The sequence below is a fragment of the Brevibacterium sp. HMSC24B04 genome, from assembly GCF_001806835.1.
Classification (GTDB): domain Bacteria; phylum Actinomycetota; class Actinomycetes; order Actinomycetales; family Brevibacteriaceae; genus Brevibacterium; species Brevibacterium ravenspurgense.
Genome location: NZ_KV786076.1, coordinates 1 through 15,988, shown reverse-complemented (window position 1 = coordinate 15,988; position 15,988 = coordinate 1). Strand labels below are relative to the sequence as shown.

Below are 15,988 nucleotides of genomic sequence, written 5' to 3'. Positions count from 1 at the left end.
TGCGCCGGCAGGACAAAGAATGCGGCGGGGCGAGGTGCCTGGGAAGGCTGGGTAGTCCCGCATGGCTGGCAGAGTTACCTGTTTGGGCCTGCTGCTCAGACTTCGTATTCTTCGGCTTCGCGGACCGAAAGCACTGGGACTTTCGCGTTGAGGATGATCTTCTGCGAAATCGAGCCCATGAAGAGCTTGCCCACGGGGGAGCGGCGGCGAAGTCCGATGACGAGCATCGTCACATCGCTTCGGGCTTCGGTGAGTGCAAGCAGCTCTTCGGCAGCATCGTTGCCGCGCAGGTACTGTTTGACTTTGCCTTCAACCCCTTCGGACTTCATGTATTCGCGGGCTTTGTTCAGCTGGTCTTCGGTTGCGACTTCGCGTTCGTCTACCGCTTCGCCGACCCCGGCGTTGACAACGTAGAGCTTGTCGCCGGTTTTCTTTGCGAGGTCAACGGCTGCCGTCAGAGCTGCTTGGCCTTTGGTGCTGGGGGTGTAGCCAACAAGAATCGTCATACCCCTAACTCTATCCGTGCCGCGGAAGTTTCGGGCAGGCCCGCGTAAGACTCGGGCCGCACCCCGTGCAAGCGGCACCGATCGCTCAGACCGCACACCACGCGCAATGCTTATGCCAACCCACGCGGCACCCGCACTCCGCGTGCATCCGCGACTACAGTGGAGGCCGTGGAACCTGATGTTGAAAGCCCCGCCTGGACGGCCCACACGCAGCGTATGCGTGAGCTTTTCCCTGCGTGGCCGGATGGTTTTCCGCTGTCAGCTTTTGTGTCGCGTTACCTGCTGGGGCGAGTCGCCGGCCAGCTGAACATTTCCGGACGTCCCGAGGTTCCACCTCGGCATCCGGTGCCGCTGGAAGACGACGCTTCTTTTGTCGTGCTAGACGATGCCGACGGTTCAGTGACGGCGGCGGTCCTGGCCGCGACCACGGGGACCGTCACGGTGTACGCGGATTTTCTGCCGCACGCGCAGCGTTTGCGTGAGATGTTCGGTGATTCGCGGGTGAGTGTTCGTCCGCTGCCGGGTTTTCCGCCTCATATTTCTGCTGGCCTTGATGTGCGCGGAGCCCGCCCGGCGAAGGCTCTGCTCATTTCGCCGAAGGCGCAGGCTGCGGTGGCCGATTACGTTGCCGCGCTGCGCCCGGTGGTCGATGAGTTCATGGTCGTCGGTCGCGATAAGCACTTGTTCCGCGGCATCAATGCGGAGCTGGCGCGCGGTTTCGAGCGGGTCGATGTTTCGCCGGGCCGCTATAAGTCGCGAATGATCATCGGTTCGACGCCGGAATCCGGCATGGGGTTCAGCACAGCACGGATTGAACCGCACCAGCGCACGGCGCGGGCGGATATTCCGGGTGTTCCCGAGCTCGAGGTATCCGCGTACGGAGCGTGTTTCGGCGGGCCGGAGATTGACGCGGGTTCCGCTCTGCTGCTGCGCGCGCTCGCTGAGCGTCACGCAGGATCGGCTAGTTCTGCCTCCACATCAACTGACGAGGTGCCTGCTGGCCGCCCGCGGATCCTCGACTTGGGGTGTGGCAATGGTTGGTTACTGACGGCTGCGACTCATGTTCTGGGGGCAAGGCAGGCCGTGGGCGCTGATGCGTCGGCGGCGGCGTTGGCTTCTGCTGAGCTGACTGCCGAGGCGGGTATGCCGGCGGGCGTTGACTGGCGTGTTGAGTACACGGATTCGGGGGAGGGGCTCCCGCAGCAGGCTTTTGATGTGGTGCTTCTCAACCCGCCTTTTCACGCTGGGCATGAAATCGAAAGCGATACTGCCAAGAGGATGATGCGCAGTGCCCACGCTGTGCTGCGACCGGGAGGTCGTGTGGTCGTGGTGTTCAATTCCGCGCTGCGGTACAGGCGTGAACTCGAGGCGCTTTTCGGGCAGGACAACGTTGAACAGTGGGCGAGGGATCGTCGGTTTACCGTCCTGTCGGCGGTGAAAAGCTGACCACTTGATCCACCTCGTCAGCCTTGCCCTGCAGAGAAGCCCGGCTCCCAGCTGACGAACAGCTGGGAGCCGGGCCCCACCTCGGCCTTTCATAGCCGGCTAGCGCACTCAGAGCTGAGCGACTCCCTGTGCGGGCTGTGTGCGGGATGCCGCGATCGCCGGAAAGAGTGATGCAGCCAAAGCCGCAAACGCGGTCACAGTTGCCAGCACCGCAAACATCGTCCACGGGACGTCTGGTGCGACGGTGATGCCTTCGGCGGTCAGCAGCGAACGAACTCCAGCCCAGCCGAACAGAACACCCAAGCCCGTGCCCACGATGAGTGAGACGATGGCCATGAGCATCGCCTCGCCGGCCACCATGCGGGCCGCTGCCCAGCGGGACAGTCCCAGGGTGCGCAGCAGCGCGGTTTCGCGTTTGCGTTCAATTGTTGCCAGGGACAGGGTGTTGCCCACGCCGACGATCGAAATGATGATCGAAGCGCCCAGCAGGCCCAGCACAATTCCCATCATGATGCTGATGATCTGCGCATACGATGCTCGTTGGAGTGAGCCGTCTGCATCGCTGAAAACACCGGTTTTCTCGAGATCAGCCTTGAGCTTTGTGATCTGCGAAATACTTGCGTCGTCAGCCAGACGAACCCATGTTTGGCCGTCTGCCTTTGTCAGGCCGAGGGCGGCGATGTCGTCTGCGTTGGCAAGTGCCGTGGCAGCGGGTACGGCATTGTGGATCTTCACTGTGAGCTTGACGGATTTCTTCCCGGCGTCGCCAGCCTCGCCAGCCTGCCCAGCCGTGAACGTGACCTTCTTGCCGGCAATGTCTTCGGTGTTGGGGCCCGACTTGATGTAGACCACGCCAGGTGGCGGCAGGAGCTTCGTGCTGCGCGGCACGCTGTATTTCTGCTTCTCAACGCCGACCAACTGCGTGTGCGTGCTTTCCGGATCACCGTCCTGGCCCAATGGCTCAGAGGCCTCTGCCTGCGTGCCGGGCAGGGTGACGAGGTCCTTGACGATCTCGGAGTTCTTCAGGGTGTTGACCGTTTTGTCGGAGCCTGACTGCGCTGCGAGGTCGATCGGTGCGTCTTCGGACAGCGTCGTGTCGATGGTTGTGCGAGTGGTCTGCGCGCCCATGAAGATGGTGGCCACCAAGGTCACACCGATCAGCAGCGCCGCGGTTGTCGAAGCGGTCCTGCGCGGGGCCAGCTTCACGTTGCGCGCAACAAGACCGAGCGTCGGTGAGCGGAAGATCTTTTCGCCGACCCGTCCGATCAGTTCGACCAAGGGCGGTACGAACACGCGGCTGAGCACCAGCACACCGCAGAAGGCCATGAAAGCGCCGGGCAGGGTGAGCGTCATGTCGCCAGCGTTGGCCCCGACCACGGTGACCGCAGCGCCGAGTGCGGTGAGCACTGTGCCAAGCACCAGACGGATCCACGGGAAGCGCGAATCGGGTGCGGGGATGTCTGCCGGTGCCAGTGCGTCGATGGGGGACACGCGTGTGGCTTTAAGCGCGGGGACGAAGGATGCTGCAACGGTGACGGTGATGCCCACTGCCAGGCCGAGCGCCACGGCGAGGACTGGCAGGGGTGCGGTCTGGAAGTTCGCCTGGACGTATGTGCGCAGGGCAATGGGCAGCAGCATGGCGGCTCCCCAGCCCACAAACACTCCGATGACGGAGCTGACAAGACCCAGCACGGCACCTTCGGCCAGGGTTGCGTTGCGCAGCTGTGAGCGCGTGGCGCCAACTGCCCGCAGGAGCGCCAGGGAACGGGCGCGGGAGGCGACGAGAACCTGGAAGGTGTTCGAAATGACGAGCACCGCTACGAACAGCGCCACCGCAATGAAGGCGCCGATGAATGTCACGACGGTTGCGGAGTCTCCCGTGACGTCGTTCATGCGCTCTTCGATCAACTGGTCTTCTGTGGCGACTTTGTAGTCACCGGCAAGTTTCGCACCGTACGTGTTGCTGACCACCTCTTCAGAGCCGGCCAGGGTGTCTGCTATCGCGGACTGGACTTTCGAGGTGTCGGCTGACTTGTCTGTGAAGACGCGCAGGTAGTTGAAACCCGGGTCTAGGTCGGCAATGCCGTGGTTGGTCACCTGGAGTGCGGCTGAGGGCATGGGGCCGATGCCGGTGATGGTGTAGGTGCGTTTGGTGTCCTGTCCGCCCTCGAAGGAGGGAACGCTCAGCTCAACTTGGTCTCCGACTTCCTTGTTTTCCTGTTTGGCGACTGAGGTGTCGAACAGGATCTGGTCGGCTTTGGTAGGCGCTTTGCCTGTTGTCACTTCGATGTGGCTGTTTTTGGGCCACACGGAGACTTCGGTGAATCCGCCGCTGGGCAGGCGTGCGAAGGTCGATTCGATTCGCTGTGTTTCTTTGACTCCCTTGATGCTGTTGATCTTCTTTTCTGTCGACTCTTCAAGGGGGTCGTAGTCGTTTGTCACCACAAGGTCCGCACCTGAATACTGAGCGGAGAATTCACCGCGGATGGTTTTGTTGAAGGATGCCAGCACACCGGTGACGGCAACGACGAATGCGACCGACACGATGATGGTCAGTGCCGCGGCTATCAGGCGTGCACCGCCGGAGCGCAGGTTTGCTTTGACGATCATTTGGTGACCTCCAGAAGTGCGTCGGAGATCGCCTCGACAGTCGGGGAGTAGAGCTCGCCCACCACGTATCCGTCAGCGAGCAGCACGACGCGGTCGGCGTAGGCGGCGGCTGATGGGTCGTGGGTGACCATGACGACGGTCTGGCCCAATTCGCTTACGCAGCTGCGCAGGGTCTGCAGGACTTCGGTGCCGGTGCGTGTGTCGAGTGCGCCGGTGGGTTCGTCGGCAAACAGGACTTCAGGCTGGTTGACGAGTGCGCGGGCAACGGCGACGCGCTGTTGTTGGCCGCCGGAAAGTTCGTGGGGGCGGTGGCTCAGTCGGTCGGTCAGTCCGAGGTTTTCGACGATTGCTCGTTTGAATTCCTGGTCAACTTTGCTGCGAGCCAGTTTGGCCGGGAGCATGATGTTCTCATCGGCGGTCATTGCGGGGATCAGGTTGAACGCCTGAAAGACGAACCCCATGTGGTTGCGCCTGATTTTCGTCAGGGCGGAGTCGCTGATGCCGGTGATTGCCCGTCCGGCCAGGGTCACGGAGCCGCTGTCGGGGCTGTCCAATCCGGCCAGTATGTGCATGAGGGTCGACTTGCCAGACCCGGAGGGCCCCATGATCGCGGTGAACTTACCGGCCTGAATGTCGATGCTGAAGTTGTCGAATACGGTCAGGCGGGCTTCGCCGGTGCCGTAGGACTTGCTGATGCCGCGGGCGCTGATCGCGGTTGTGTGCGCTGTGGAAATCGTCATGTTTCCACTTTCGCGAGCTCGTCAGCTCAGATCATCGGCCCGTGGGATGCTCCTGAAAGGTGTTCCTCATCCCTGAGGATGAGGTTCATACGATTCCGGTCTCGTACGCCAGGATGACGGCGTGGATGCGGTCGCGCACTTCGAGTTTTGCCAGGATGTTCCGGACGTGGGTTTTGACTGTGGGTTCGGCCATGAACAGTTCGTCCCCGATTTCCGCGTTCGACTTCCCCTGCGCGATCAGCTGGAAGACTTCGCGTTCGCGCGCTGTGAGCCGCTCCAGTTTCTGGGCGTGTTCGGTGGGTGGGGCGGGTTCTGCGATGACGGTCTGCAGCAGCCTGCGGGTGGTCGATGGTGCGATGACGGCGCCACCCGTGTGGGCTTGTCGTATGGAGTCGAGCAGCACCTCGGGGCGGGCGTCTTTCAGCAGAAAACCGCTGGCCCCTGATCGCAGAGCCGATAGCGCGTATTCGTCTGTGTCGAATGTGGTGAGCACGATGACGGTGGGCACGCGGGGGAGCTTCCGGGCATCGCCGAGCGCCATGATTTCAGCTGTGGCGGACAGTCCGTCAAGGACGGGCATGCGGATGTCCATGAGAACAACGTCGACTGCCTGTGCCGCAACGGTGTTGACGGCCTCACGGCCGTTTTCTGCCTGAGCGATGACCTTCATGTCGTCTTGTGAGTCGATCACCATCGCGAAGCCGGCCCGTACAAGAGCCTGGTCGTCAACAAGAAGTACGCGAATGGTCATGAGTTGTCCTCGGGGAGTGTCAGCAGAACTGAGAATCCGGTGTCTGTCGGTTCGGCGGTGAGCGTGCCGTTGTGAACGCGCGCTCGCTCTTTCATGCCCTGAATGCCGGCGCCGGAACCCGGAACGGCTGAACGGTCAGCGTGCCCGGTCGAGGTGATGCCGGCGATGAGCTCTTTGTCGCCGGGCCGTACGGTGACGGATGCGCGGGCGTGTGGTCCGCCGTGTTTCATTGTGTTGGTGAGTGCTTCTTGCACGACACGGTATACGGCAAGTTCGGCTGCCGGCGACAGGGTGGGGAGGTCGGGGGAGACTTCCAGCGTGACATCAAGGCCGGCTGAACGGACGTTGTCGATGAGGGTGCCGAGGTCGCTGATGGCTGGCATGGGTGCGGTTTTCTGTCCGGGTTCGCTGTCGCGCAGGACTCCAAGGATGCCGCGCAGGTTCCCCAGGGCTTCGCGCCCGGTGTCGGCAATCGTTTCCAGGGCGGCCACGGCTGCTTCGGGTGAGCGCGCGGCAGCGTAGCGGCCGCCGTCGGCTTGGGTGATGATGACCGACATGGAGTGGGCGATGATGTCGTGCATTTCCCGGGCAATGCGCATGCGTTCGGCATCCGAGGCCAATCGGATTTCGTTTTCGCGTTCCCGTTCAAGCAGTGCGCTGCGTTCGGCTATCCGCTGGAGTTCGTCGATTCTGCGGCGGCGGTAGTCGCCTGTGGCCCAGGCGAATGCGACTGCAGCCAGGGGGAACACAAAGAACGCGGAAACGTACATCAGCAGGTCACCGGGCGTAACATCCTTGATTCGCGCACCCTCCAGGTACATCATGGCCGAGACGCTCACAAGGAAGATCAGAGATGCTGCCGCGCCCAGGACAAGGAAGATCTTGCCCCAACGGCGGGGAGCATATGCGGTGACTGCGTGAACCGTGATGGGAACTGCCAGCAGTGTGGGATGTGGGTATCCGCCTGTCAGGGCGTAACCGAGACCTGTCGCTGCCACTGCCCAGCCGGTGACCAGCGGGAATGTGCGGCGGAAGGTGAGTGCGGCGCCCATTGCACCCAGGAGCACCATGTGGATGATGCCGCGCACATCATCTTCATAGAACCGAAAGCTGAACGCGATGAGCATCAGAGGAGCGGCGAAGAGCAGCGAGTCAACAATCCATTTATGGGTCGAGAAAAACTGCGATGCCCTCACGTGCCACGGTTCTGCCATGACAGTAAGTCTAGGAAGCCCCAGGGTGGGCTTTCATCGTCCCGCGGGATGAGTTCTGCGCTGCGGGATATGATCCTGCGGGGTGCATTGGCGAGGTGCTGCTCGGGTCCGCGCTCGCTTTTTGGGCCGCTGACCTGTGTTCATTCTGTATTTAACCAGGTGGGACTGCTGATTCAGATTGGTCTGTGAGGGTAAGCGAGACCCTGCTCTGATCGTCAATGGAGATCACCCATGCCCCGCTCTCAGCGCTTCGGCGCGTTTGTTCTTGCTGCCGCTGTCATCGGAACGCTGACCCCGTCGACAGCTGTTTTTGCCGCTCTGCCGGCAGCCCAGGAAGCGTCTTCTGAAGAACCCGCGAAGGAAACTCCCACCTCGGAACCTTCAGAAGACCCGAAGACCCCGGAAGCTGCCGAAGCTCCGGCCAGGCCCACCTCGGAACCTTCTGAAGACCCGAAGACCCCGGAAGCTGACGCCCCGGCAACTCCTAATTCGGAGCCTTCGGAAGCAGCGGAAGAAGAGGAAGAAGCGAAGACCGGCAAGGTTGATTTCCGTCTGTTCCGTGATGAGAACCTCAACAATACGTATGACGATGAAGATGCTCACGATGGCTACGTGAACCTGCTCAACAAGGAAACCGGTGAGTGGTTCAAGGTTCTGTCCGGTTCGCTGCAGAAGCAGGGTCTGCCGGCTGGCACGTACACGGTGTACATGCGTGATGCTTCGATCGCGGATGGTTTTGGTGTGGTTGTCGATGCTAAGGGCAAGCGCCTGCCTTTCGCTGAACTGAAAGAGCAGAACGACGCGACGTATATTGACGAAGACAGCGGCGAGACGGCGGAGACTGTTACTGACACCGGCCAGTTTGTCACCACCACGATCGAGGTGAAGGCCGGGGAAACTGCCACCGCTCACTTTGCGTCGACGCGTATCGACGCTGCAGCGAAGGTCACCCTGGATGGTGAGAACGTCCCAACCGATGTGTATTTCAAGGACGGCAACCGGAAGCTGAAGTCCTTTGAATCGGACTCCGGTTACCTGGCTTCGGATGACGCTTCGAAGAAGGCACGCCATTTCTTCTCCGAGGAATGGATCACGGTCGGTGTGAACCCGGTGGCCGGTCAGCGTGTGAAGAATGTGACCGTTGGCGGTTTCGGTGCCGGTAAGACTGTTGAGGCTGAACGGGTTTCGCCGTTTGAGTACCGCGTGAAGCGCTCAGAAATGGGTGACGACTTCGGTCGGTTCGAGTTCAAGGTCGAACTGGAGAAGACCGCTGAGTTCGGCAAGGTCGACTTCCGCCTGTACCGCGATGAGAACCTCAACAACAAGTACGACAGCGACACCGACGAGGATCTGGACAGCTATGTGAACCTCTTCAATGAGGACACCAAGGAATGGTTCAAGGTTCTGCCCGGTTCGCTGCAGAAGCAGGGGCTGCCCGCTGGTACGTACAAGGCGTACATGCGCACTCAGGGGACCGCGCAGGGCTTCGGCGCGATCGTTGATGCCGATGGCAAGCGCCTGCCGTTTGACAAGCTAGAAGGCAAGAACGAGGCCGTGTACATCGATGAAGACAACGGCAAGCAGACGGGAACGGTCACTGACGAAGGCCGCTTTGTCACCACCACGATCGAGGTGAAGGCTGGGGAGACTGTCGCCGCTCACTTCGCGTCGAGCCGTATCGATGCTTCCGCGAAGATCAACGATGACGGTGTGGAAAGCGTCTACTTCAAGGACGGCGACACGAAGCTTGGCGCGTTCGCCTCGGATGCTGGCTTCTTGGCCTCTGCTAATGCAGAAAAGAAGACCCGTCACTTCTTCACAGAAGACACGGTGACCCTGGGCGTCAACCTGAAGGACGGCCGCCGGGTTGTCAAGGTCGAGGTGGAGCCGTCGGCTACTCGTGGTGGCGAGACTCGTGTTCTGTACGATGCCGAAGCTGCAGCACCTTCTGCTGACCCGGAGGCAACGCCTGCCGCCGCACCGGTTGCCTTCGCTGCGGTCTCTGCCGCTGAAGCATCGGCCGAACAGGACCCAACAGAGTTCTCGATCAAGCGTTCGGAAATGGGCGATGACTTCGGCCGCTTCGAGTTCGTGGTGACCACGGGACCGAAGGAAGACCCCACCGACGAGCCGACGGATGAGCCGACGGACGATCCAACTGACGAGCCGACGGATGAGCCGACTCAGGACCCGACGGATGAGCCTACCGACGAGCCGACGGATGACCCGACGGATGACCCGACGGATGAACCGACCGACGAACCATCCCAGGATCCGACGGAGGGTGCAACCGACGGTTCGACCGAAGGCGGCTCCGCAGCTCCTGCACCCGGTGAGTCCGATGGCAATGGCAGCACCGGCGGTTCGACGGAGAGCGGCAGCGGCTCGACCACGGGCAGCGCGTCTGACAGCAGCTCATCGCAGAAGGGCTCCCTGCCCCGCACTGGTGTCAGTGTCGGCATGAGCCTGGCGGCTGGTCTGGGACTCATCGCGGTTGGTTCTCTGCTGGTTGCACGCCGTCGTAAAGGCTGAGTGCTGAATGTGTGATCGCAGCTGAATAAAGCACGGTGCGGGCGAGGAACACCTCGCCCGCACCGTGTTTTTGCGCCTTCACCGGACGGGTGCTCTACGCCGGCATCCACCCGAAGACTCCGTAACTGTTTCAGAAATGATTGCAGACACTAACGATTCCGAATATCTGCATGAATAAACATATAAACGCTTTTGCATTCTATTAACGACTCTTTATGCAAATGACAAAACACCCGTTTTCTGGGTAATTTAATTCTCGCTGAGTTTCTGTATTGAGAATGCTGACCATTGAAGGAGGGGTTCATGCGCGGTCTGTTCGCGGTCTGTACCTCGTTTGCGGCGGTTGCGGCTACGGCTGCCGCGTTCGCTGCGGCTCCTGCCCTCGCAGGGCCGGATGACGATCGCAGTGTCGAAACACAGGCGCACATCGATGCGCCGAAGGTCTTCTGGAATAAAGAGGCGAACTCGTTCGTCATCAATTCCCAGGCGGGCGGGAAAACCGTTCCACTGGATAAAACGGCCAATTGGGTTGGCCGTGGCTATAACGACGACGGCAGCCAGAATTATGTTTTTCCGATTACGGACGACCCCCGCCTGAACTTCCTGGGTCAGGATGGTCAGCTGCTCTATATGGCACCGCAGGTCCCGGGACCGGGCAACAGCCCCATTTGGTCGGGCTTCGGCGCTGACACCGCGGTGCCCATTGAAAACTTCCTTGACGGGAACTTCGCTTTGGAGCTCGTCGGCTTCAACGGTCCGGGCGAAATGAACATGTTCAACTATTCGACGTTCGGCAACCTGCCCGTGACGCGCCTGTTCTCGTCACATGACAAGGTTTCGCGGACCGTGTGGCTGGATCCGGGCACGCACACGCACAACATCACGACGTTCACAAAGCCAGGCCGCTATGAGGTCACTTTCGATGCGAGCGCTCGCACGACTGATGGTGCTTTCACTGCTTCGAAGCCCACAACCCTGGTGTGGCGTGTGGGCGGCACGAACCCGGCTGATGAAAAGCTTGGTGATGTCAGGACCGCCTATAACAATGCCGGAAACGTTAGCGGCACCTCGTCCCCGAACTTCACAATCGCCCCGCACACCGGCAGTGAAAAAGACGGCGACAAGAACCTGACCGATCTGACTTTTGATGCCGGCACTGAAGCCGCCGAGGGCACGGTCGTGTTCTACATCGACGGCTATCACCTTGCTGAGGTCCCGGTGAAGAACGGCAAGGCGACGTGGAGTGAAATGATCGGCTCCACCTCGTCAACCTTCCAAGCAGTGTTCGTGCCGACCAAGGGTGCGGCACGCTGGGTCAGCGCGCCGCTTACCTCGAGCACGGGGCAGAAGCCGGTGTCCACGAATCAGCCGGGGGAGTTTCCGCAGGAAACCCCCGCAGCATCTGCCGGCGGCTTCTCAAATGGCGAGGTGAAGGTCGGCTCCCGTGATGTCTCTGTCAGTGCCCGTGGGCAAAGCGACGACAACAGGGTCACGATTGAAACGAAACCCACCGATGATTCGCTCATCTACAACGTCACGGGTGGTTTCTATGAAGAGGGCTATGACGAACCGACGTGCCCAGTCGACGTGGTCAGCGGTCCGGGGCGGCGAAACCTCGATGTGGACCGTGAGTACTGCAAGGGCGACGAATACACGCTGAAGCTGACGCTGGAGCCGCAGCCGCGTGCAGCAATCGGCAATACGGACAGGGTTGATCTGGGCAAGGTCAGCAGTGCCGGTAAGACCGTGGAGACTCGTTTCTCTGAAATCGGTGCAGGCGCAACTCCGCCACCGGGTAACGGCGGTGAAGAACCCGGCCCTGGAGACGGCGGCACAGAGCCGAACCCGGGGGAGAGGCCTGAACAACCGGGTCCGGGTGACGGCAATGACGGTTCTGACGGTGACCTCCTGAGCACGCCTGTCACAATCAGCCGTGGGCATGTGGACCTGCGCGCAATGGATTACAAGGGCGAATTCTCTGTGGCGCTCGGTGATGATTCGCGGCAGCATGCCACGGAGTCGGTGACGCGCACGATTGATTCGACGACGCTGGCCGTCACGAAGCTCGCGAAGGTCAAGCGTGAAGGCAATGTGCTTGCTGATCCGAGCTACGACGTGCTTGGGCCCAAGGGCTCTGAGCTGTATGTTCTGCCGCAGGCTCAGCAGCCGGGCCGGGTGTGGCCGGGCTTTTCGAGCGAAACACTTGACCGCGCGAAGTACCCCGAAGGTGCGACGATGACGCTCACACCGGTGAGCGCGCCTAAGGGCGGCAAGTGGTTTGCCTACACGGAGAATCTGGGTGCGATTCAGAAGATGTACGCCTCGAGCGACAAAGCTGCCGACATTCCTCTCCCGCCTGGCACACACATGCACACGGCGTGGGCCTTCACGAAGCCCGGATCGTACACGATTGACGTGACCGCGCGGGCAAAGTTGGCGAGCAGCGGTGAGCGCAGCGCCGGTGGTGAAGTGCAGGCGAAAACTCAGCGCCTGACCTTCGAGGTGGTGCAGAAGTCCGCCGGTGACGATGGCGAGGTGCCGGGTGACGGGTCTGGTGCGGAGCCTGGCGAGGAATCTGGTGAGGAATCTGGCACGGAACAGCCGGGTGGAGACCAGGGTGAAGATTCCAACGCTGACGCAACGGGCGCCTCGGGTGGTGACGTGAGTGGTGCAGCGAATAGTTCGGGTGGAACTGCTTCGGGTGGTGGCGGGACTCTGCCGCGCACCGGTGCGACGCTCCTGCCCCTTGGGATGTTAGCCGGTGTTCTCGTAGGCGGGGGTGCTGTGCTGGTGGCAGCTGGTCGCCGTCCAGTTCGGCCACACGAAAAGCGCAGAAATCGATAGGATTTTCCGTAAGCACCTGGCGACGCTGGAGGAAGCACAGTGACTGCATCCGATTTCGAGGTGGACCTCGACTCCGCCGAATCGATCCTGGAGATTACGGGCTGGTGCCTGCGTGCAGACGAGCGGCTCAACGAGGAAAAACCGTGGGACGGCTTTGTGATCCTGACCGGTTTTGAGGAGGCGCACGCGGCGATGCAGGCATGGCGGTTTGTCGGTGAAGAGACCCTGCCCACGGGGGTGAACATTGCCAATCCGGCGTTCAACCTTGACGTGATGGAACGGCTGCGTGAGCTCACTGCCGACCCTGAACGCGGTGAATGGCAGACCTGGGTCATTCTCTATGACCTCGCCAGCGATACCTTCGATCACATCTTCCTGTGGCCGGGAGAAGATGCTGGGTACAACGTGATCGGCTACGACACCCCGATGTCGACGATTGAAGCACTGAATCCCGCCCATCCGGCCGAAGAGCCTCAATGGCTGACTGCAGCCAGGGGTAAGCCGCCCGTCTGACGACATCGGAGGAAGCGCAGTGACTGCGCCCGATATCCAGGTGAATTAAGACTCTGCGATTCGATCCTGGAAGCCATCGGCCGTCATCCAGGGATTCCAGCGCCGCTAACCCTGCTTCGGCTGGGACTCCTGCCGCTGCTGGTTGGGGTCCCCGCAGTACCGCTGCTGGTTCGGGGCAAACTGCTGGGGCGGATACTGCTGAGGCGGCCCGGCAGGGGCGGTCCGGTTCTTGCGTCGAGCCAGGACGACGATGAGCACAAGGACGGCGATGAGTGCAAGGACGACGATGACCCCCGCCGCAATCCCGACCACAGCGAGGGTCGGGAAACCTGCGGGCTGGGTCGGCGTGGCGGCCGTTTCCTTATCAGACGAGGTATCGCTCCCGTTACCCCAAACCCCGGCGTTCGGGGCCATCCCCAGCCAGCCTTCGTCCTTCGCCACCTGGGGCAGCCACCTGACGGCCTCCGGGTCGACGCCCGCATCAACCTTGTAGTGCTCGGGATAGGCCATTGTCGACTCGTCCGCGAAGCCGTCGCACAGTTCACGCACGACATCCCACTGCGGATCATCGTTGGCCGTACCGGGATAGGTGATGGGCTCATCGGGGTACTGCATCGGGTCATTGTCGATAAACGCAACCGGATCGATGACACCAAACCCGAGCTCACTGTTCTGGCGCCCGCCGTTGCTCGCCGTTTCCGTCAGCGAGTGAATGAGTTGGTGATAGGTCGCATCGGGCCATTTTTGGTGTCCGAGCGCCAGCGTTCCTGCAACGATCGGCGACGAAAAGCTCGTGCCTGCACCATTGGACACCAGTTTTCCATCCGCCTCGCGCAAGGTGAGCTTCTCCCCGGGCGCCGCAACCGTGAGCCCCTCACCTGCTGCTGCCCAGTTCGTGGCTGCTGCGCCCGGCTTCGAGGCGGTCACCGACACCACACCCGGTAGGCCTGCCGATTCGGCGGAGACATTCCGGTCGTTTCCCGCACCGGTTATGAGCGCCTTGCCGCGCATCTGCCAGTAGGCATTCTGGTAGCTGGACGGCTGGGTCGGCCCGAGTCTCGACATCGACATAATGTCGGCCCCACGCTTTTCGGCCTCCATCATGCGCCCGCCACCGAGCACCACCATCTCATCACAGTCGGACGGCCAGCCCGATGAGGACGGGGTCAAAGCAAAGGGTTGTTCCATGACGAGTAGCTTTGCCTTCGGCGCCACCCCTTGAATACGCCCGTTGCCACCCTGTCCGACGATCATCGTCGCCACCTGAGTCCCGTGCGCAACGGACTCCTGGTAAGTGGCCCCGTCAAGATCTACGGCGCTCTTCGAGGCTTCCCGCATCGGCAGGCATTCATCGGGCATCGGCACGAATTCGATATCAGCGCCCTTGAGGTCGGGGGAATTGAGGTCGACGCCCGTTTCCGCGATAGCGATCGTCACCCCAGACCCATCGAGGCCCTTATCGCGCAGCTTCACGTAGCCCAGTTCATCGTCAAACCACGGCGAGGCATCGCCGGCAGCAACCGACGGAGCAAGTGGGATGACAATGCTCCCGGCCATTGTGACGGCGGCAAGAAGAGCGCCCCAGATCTGCCGGCCTACGGTTCGGCCCCGGGCCGTCCCACACCGTGACGCCGTCGCATCAGTCGGGGAATCCTCAACGCGCATTACCGGGTCCTCTCACCTCGGGCCAACATGAAATAAGCCGCGGCGACGCCCCCAACCCTAGACGCCACCCGTCAAAACTAGTGCGCATGGATGAACACCACGTGAACCATGCCACCACATAAAACGAAGACTGCCTCTCGGATACGCACCCGGCGGTCGAACCTTTCCCGTGCTTGTGAACGAAGATCGCCGACTCCTGCCTTTTCGGCGAGTTGTAATCCACCACGGCCACGTGACGGTCTGCGGGATTCAGTCCATTTCGGCCACACGAAAAGCGTAGAAACCGATAGGGTTTTCCGTAAGCACCTGGCGACGCTGGAGGGAACACTGTGACTGCACCCGATATCGAGGTGGATTACGACTCTGCCGATTCGATCCTGGAAGTCATCGGCCGGTGCCTGCGGGTGGACAGGAAACTCAATCAGCGCAAGCCGTGGGACGGTTTTGTGGTTGTGTCCGGTTACGAGCCGGGGCACTCAGCTCACCAGGCATGGCGGTTTGTCGGTGAGGAAACGTGGATCACCACAGTGTCCGCGCTGAATCCGGCGTTCAACGAGGCGCTGATCGCGCGGCTTCGGGAACTGACTGCAGATCCCGAGCGTGGTGATTGGCAGACCTGGATTGCCCGATACGACCTCGCCAGCGACAGCTTCGACCACACGTTCCTATGGCCTGGGGAAGACGACGGCTATAACGTCCTTGCCTATGACACCCCGATGTCGGCAATCGAAAAACTGAACCCGGCCCACCGGGCCGAGTAATCGTAAAGCCAAATTCGCCGCGTGCTCTTCTCGCCCGGTTGAGGTCGCACCCGCACCCCTACTGGTTCTTCAGTTCACCTCGGGGAGCGATCACAATCCGCGGGCTGTGCTGCGGCTGCAACCAGGTGACGAGCGTGACCATTTGCTTCTCTGTCACGGATACGCACCCGGCGGTCGAACCTTTACCGTGCTTGTGAACGAAAATCGCGGAACCGCGGCCCTTTTTCCTAGCAGAGTTGTAGTCCACCACGGCCACGTGACTGTACTGCGGGATCTTGGAGAACACCTCGGCGTCCTTAGCGCGGCAATTGCTGTTGGGCGCACTCATCCACGTGTTGTAGTGGCGTGAACCAGACCGTGAACACCATTGGTCGTTGCGGTCGGCGCGACGGTACTTGATCTTGGT

Annotated in this window: 11 protein-coding genes and 1 pseudogene; 5 read left to right on the top strand and 7 right to left on the bottom strand. The window is 61.3% G+C overall.

Annotation, left to right across the window (positions count from 1 at the left end; genetic code table 11):
- Nucleotides 1-95: 95 nt before the first annotated feature.
- Nucleotides 96-506 carry a universal stress protein gene (locus HMPREF3092_RS02945; protein WP_019174688.1) on the bottom strand — a complete coding sequence of 137 codons (411 nt, stop codon included), beginning with the start codon at nt 504-506 and terminating at the stop codon, nt 96-98.
- 168 nt (nt 507-674) lie between these two features.
- Between HMPREF3092_RS02945 and HMPREF3092_RS02940 the strand changes: the two genes are divergently transcribed.
- The gene (locus HMPREF3092_RS02940) at nt 675-1,952 is read left to right on the top strand and encodes a class I SAM-dependent methyltransferase (protein ID WP_070423789.1); all 1,278 of its coding nucleotides are present in this window, start codon (nt 675-677) and stop codon (nt 1,950-1,952) included.
- 108 nt (nt 1,953-2,060) lie between these two features.
- Here HMPREF3092_RS02940 and HMPREF3092_RS02935 read toward each other — a convergent pair whose 3' ends face one another.
- From HMPREF3092_RS02935 to HMPREF3092_RS02920, 4 genes are all read right to left on the bottom strand, one after another.
- A complete protein-coding gene (locus HMPREF3092_RS02935) occupies nt 2,061-4,562 on the bottom strand; it encodes an ABC transporter permease (RefSeq protein WP_070423788.1) in 2,502 nt (833 codons plus the stop codon).
- The gene (locus HMPREF3092_RS02930) at nt 4,559-5,302 is read right to left on the bottom strand and encodes an ABC transporter ATP-binding protein (protein ID WP_070423787.1); all 744 of its coding nucleotides are present in this window, start codon (nt 5,300-5,302) and stop codon (nt 4,559-4,561) included. The genes HMPREF3092_RS02935 and HMPREF3092_RS02930 overlap by 4 nt, the downstream gene beginning before the upstream one ends.
- 85 nt (nt 5,303-5,387) lie before the next feature.
- Entirely contained in the window at nt 5,388-6,053 is a 666-nt protein-coding gene (locus HMPREF3092_RS02925; RefSeq protein WP_019174692.1) for a response regulator, read from the bottom strand.
- Nucleotides 6,050-7,267: a sensor histidine kinase gene (locus tag HMPREF3092_RS02920; RefSeq protein WP_070423786.1), complete on the bottom strand. Its 1,218-nt coding sequence runs from the start codon at nt 7,265-7,267 to the stop codon at nt 6,050-6,052. The genes HMPREF3092_RS02925 and HMPREF3092_RS02920 overlap by 4 nt, the downstream gene beginning before the upstream one ends.
- A 231-nt stretch (nt 7,268-7,498) precedes the next feature.
- Between HMPREF3092_RS02920 and HMPREF3092_RS11290 the strand changes: the two genes are divergently transcribed.
- The 3 genes from HMPREF3092_RS11290 (at nt 7,499) to HMPREF3092_RS02905 (ending at nt 13,156) form a co-directional block, all read left to right on the top strand.
- Complete coding sequence (locus tag HMPREF3092_RS11290; RefSeq protein ID WP_070423785.1) at nt 7,499-9,799, top strand: PT domain-containing protein; 2,301 nt, start codon at nt 7,499-7,501, stop codon at nt 9,797-9,799.
- Nucleotides 9,800-10,102: 303 nt separating this feature from the next.
- Entirely contained in the window at nt 10,103-12,643 is a 2,541-nt protein-coding gene (locus tag HMPREF3092_RS02910; RefSeq protein WP_070423784.1) for a choice-of-anchor M domain-containing protein, read from the top strand.
- A gap of 39 nt (nt 12,644-12,682) precedes the next feature.
- Entirely contained in the window at nt 12,683-13,156 is a 474-nt protein-coding gene (locus HMPREF3092_RS02905) for a hypothetical protein (protein ID WP_070423783.1), read from the top strand.
- Nucleotides 13,157-13,261: 105 nt separating this feature from the next.
- Here the strand turns inward: HMPREF3092_RS02905 and HMPREF3092_RS02900 are convergent, their stop codons facing one another.
- Nucleotides 13,262-14,629, bottom strand: coding sequence for a S8 family peptidase (locus HMPREF3092_RS02900; protein ID WP_176745679.1), 1,368 nt, complete (start codon nt 14,627-14,629; stop codon nt 13,262-13,264).
- A 521-nt stretch (nt 14,630-15,150) separates the two neighbouring features.
- Here HMPREF3092_RS02900 and HMPREF3092_RS02895 point away from each other — a divergent pair.
- Nucleotides 15,151-15,582, top strand: coding sequence for a hypothetical protein (locus HMPREF3092_RS02895; RefSeq protein WP_070423781.1), 432 nt, complete (start codon nt 15,151-15,153; stop codon nt 15,580-15,582).
- Nucleotides 15,583-15,640: 58 nt separating this feature from the next.
- On the opposite strand, the pseudogene HMPREF3092_RS02890 reads toward HMPREF3092_RS02895, so the two are convergent.
- Nucleotides 15,641-15,988 (bottom strand): annotated as a pseudogene (locus HMPREF3092_RS02890) (hypothetical protein); the annotation flags it as partial.

Coding starts and splice junctions, on each gene's coding strand:
- HMPREF3092_RS02925 (WP_019174692.1), bottom strand. CDS start 6,053: ATGACCATTCGCGTACTTCTTGTTGACGACCAGGCTCTTGTACGGGCC.
- HMPREF3092_RS02920 (WP_070423786.1), bottom strand. CDS start 7,267: ATGGCAGAACCGTGGCACGTGAGGGCATCGCAGTTTTTCTCGACCCAT.
- HMPREF3092_RS02935 (WP_070423788.1), bottom strand. CDS start 4,562: ATGATCGTCAAAGCAAACCTGCGCTCCGGCGGTGCACGCCTGATAGCC.
- HMPREF3092_RS02910 (WP_070423784.1), top strand. CDS start 10,103: ATGCGCGGTCTGTTCGCGGTCTGTACCTCGTTTGCGGCGGTTGCGGCT.
- HMPREF3092_RS11290 (WP_070423785.1), top strand. CDS start 7,499: ATGCCCCGCTCTCAGCGCTTCGGCGCGTTTGTTCTTGCTGCCGCTGTC.
- HMPREF3092_RS02930 (WP_070423787.1), bottom strand. CDS start 5,302: ATGACGATTTCCACAGCGCACACAACCGCGATCAGCGCCCGCGGCATC.
- HMPREF3092_RS02945 (WP_019174688.1), bottom strand. CDS start 506: ATGACGATTCTTGTTGGCTACACCCCCAGCACCAAAGGCCAAGCAGCT.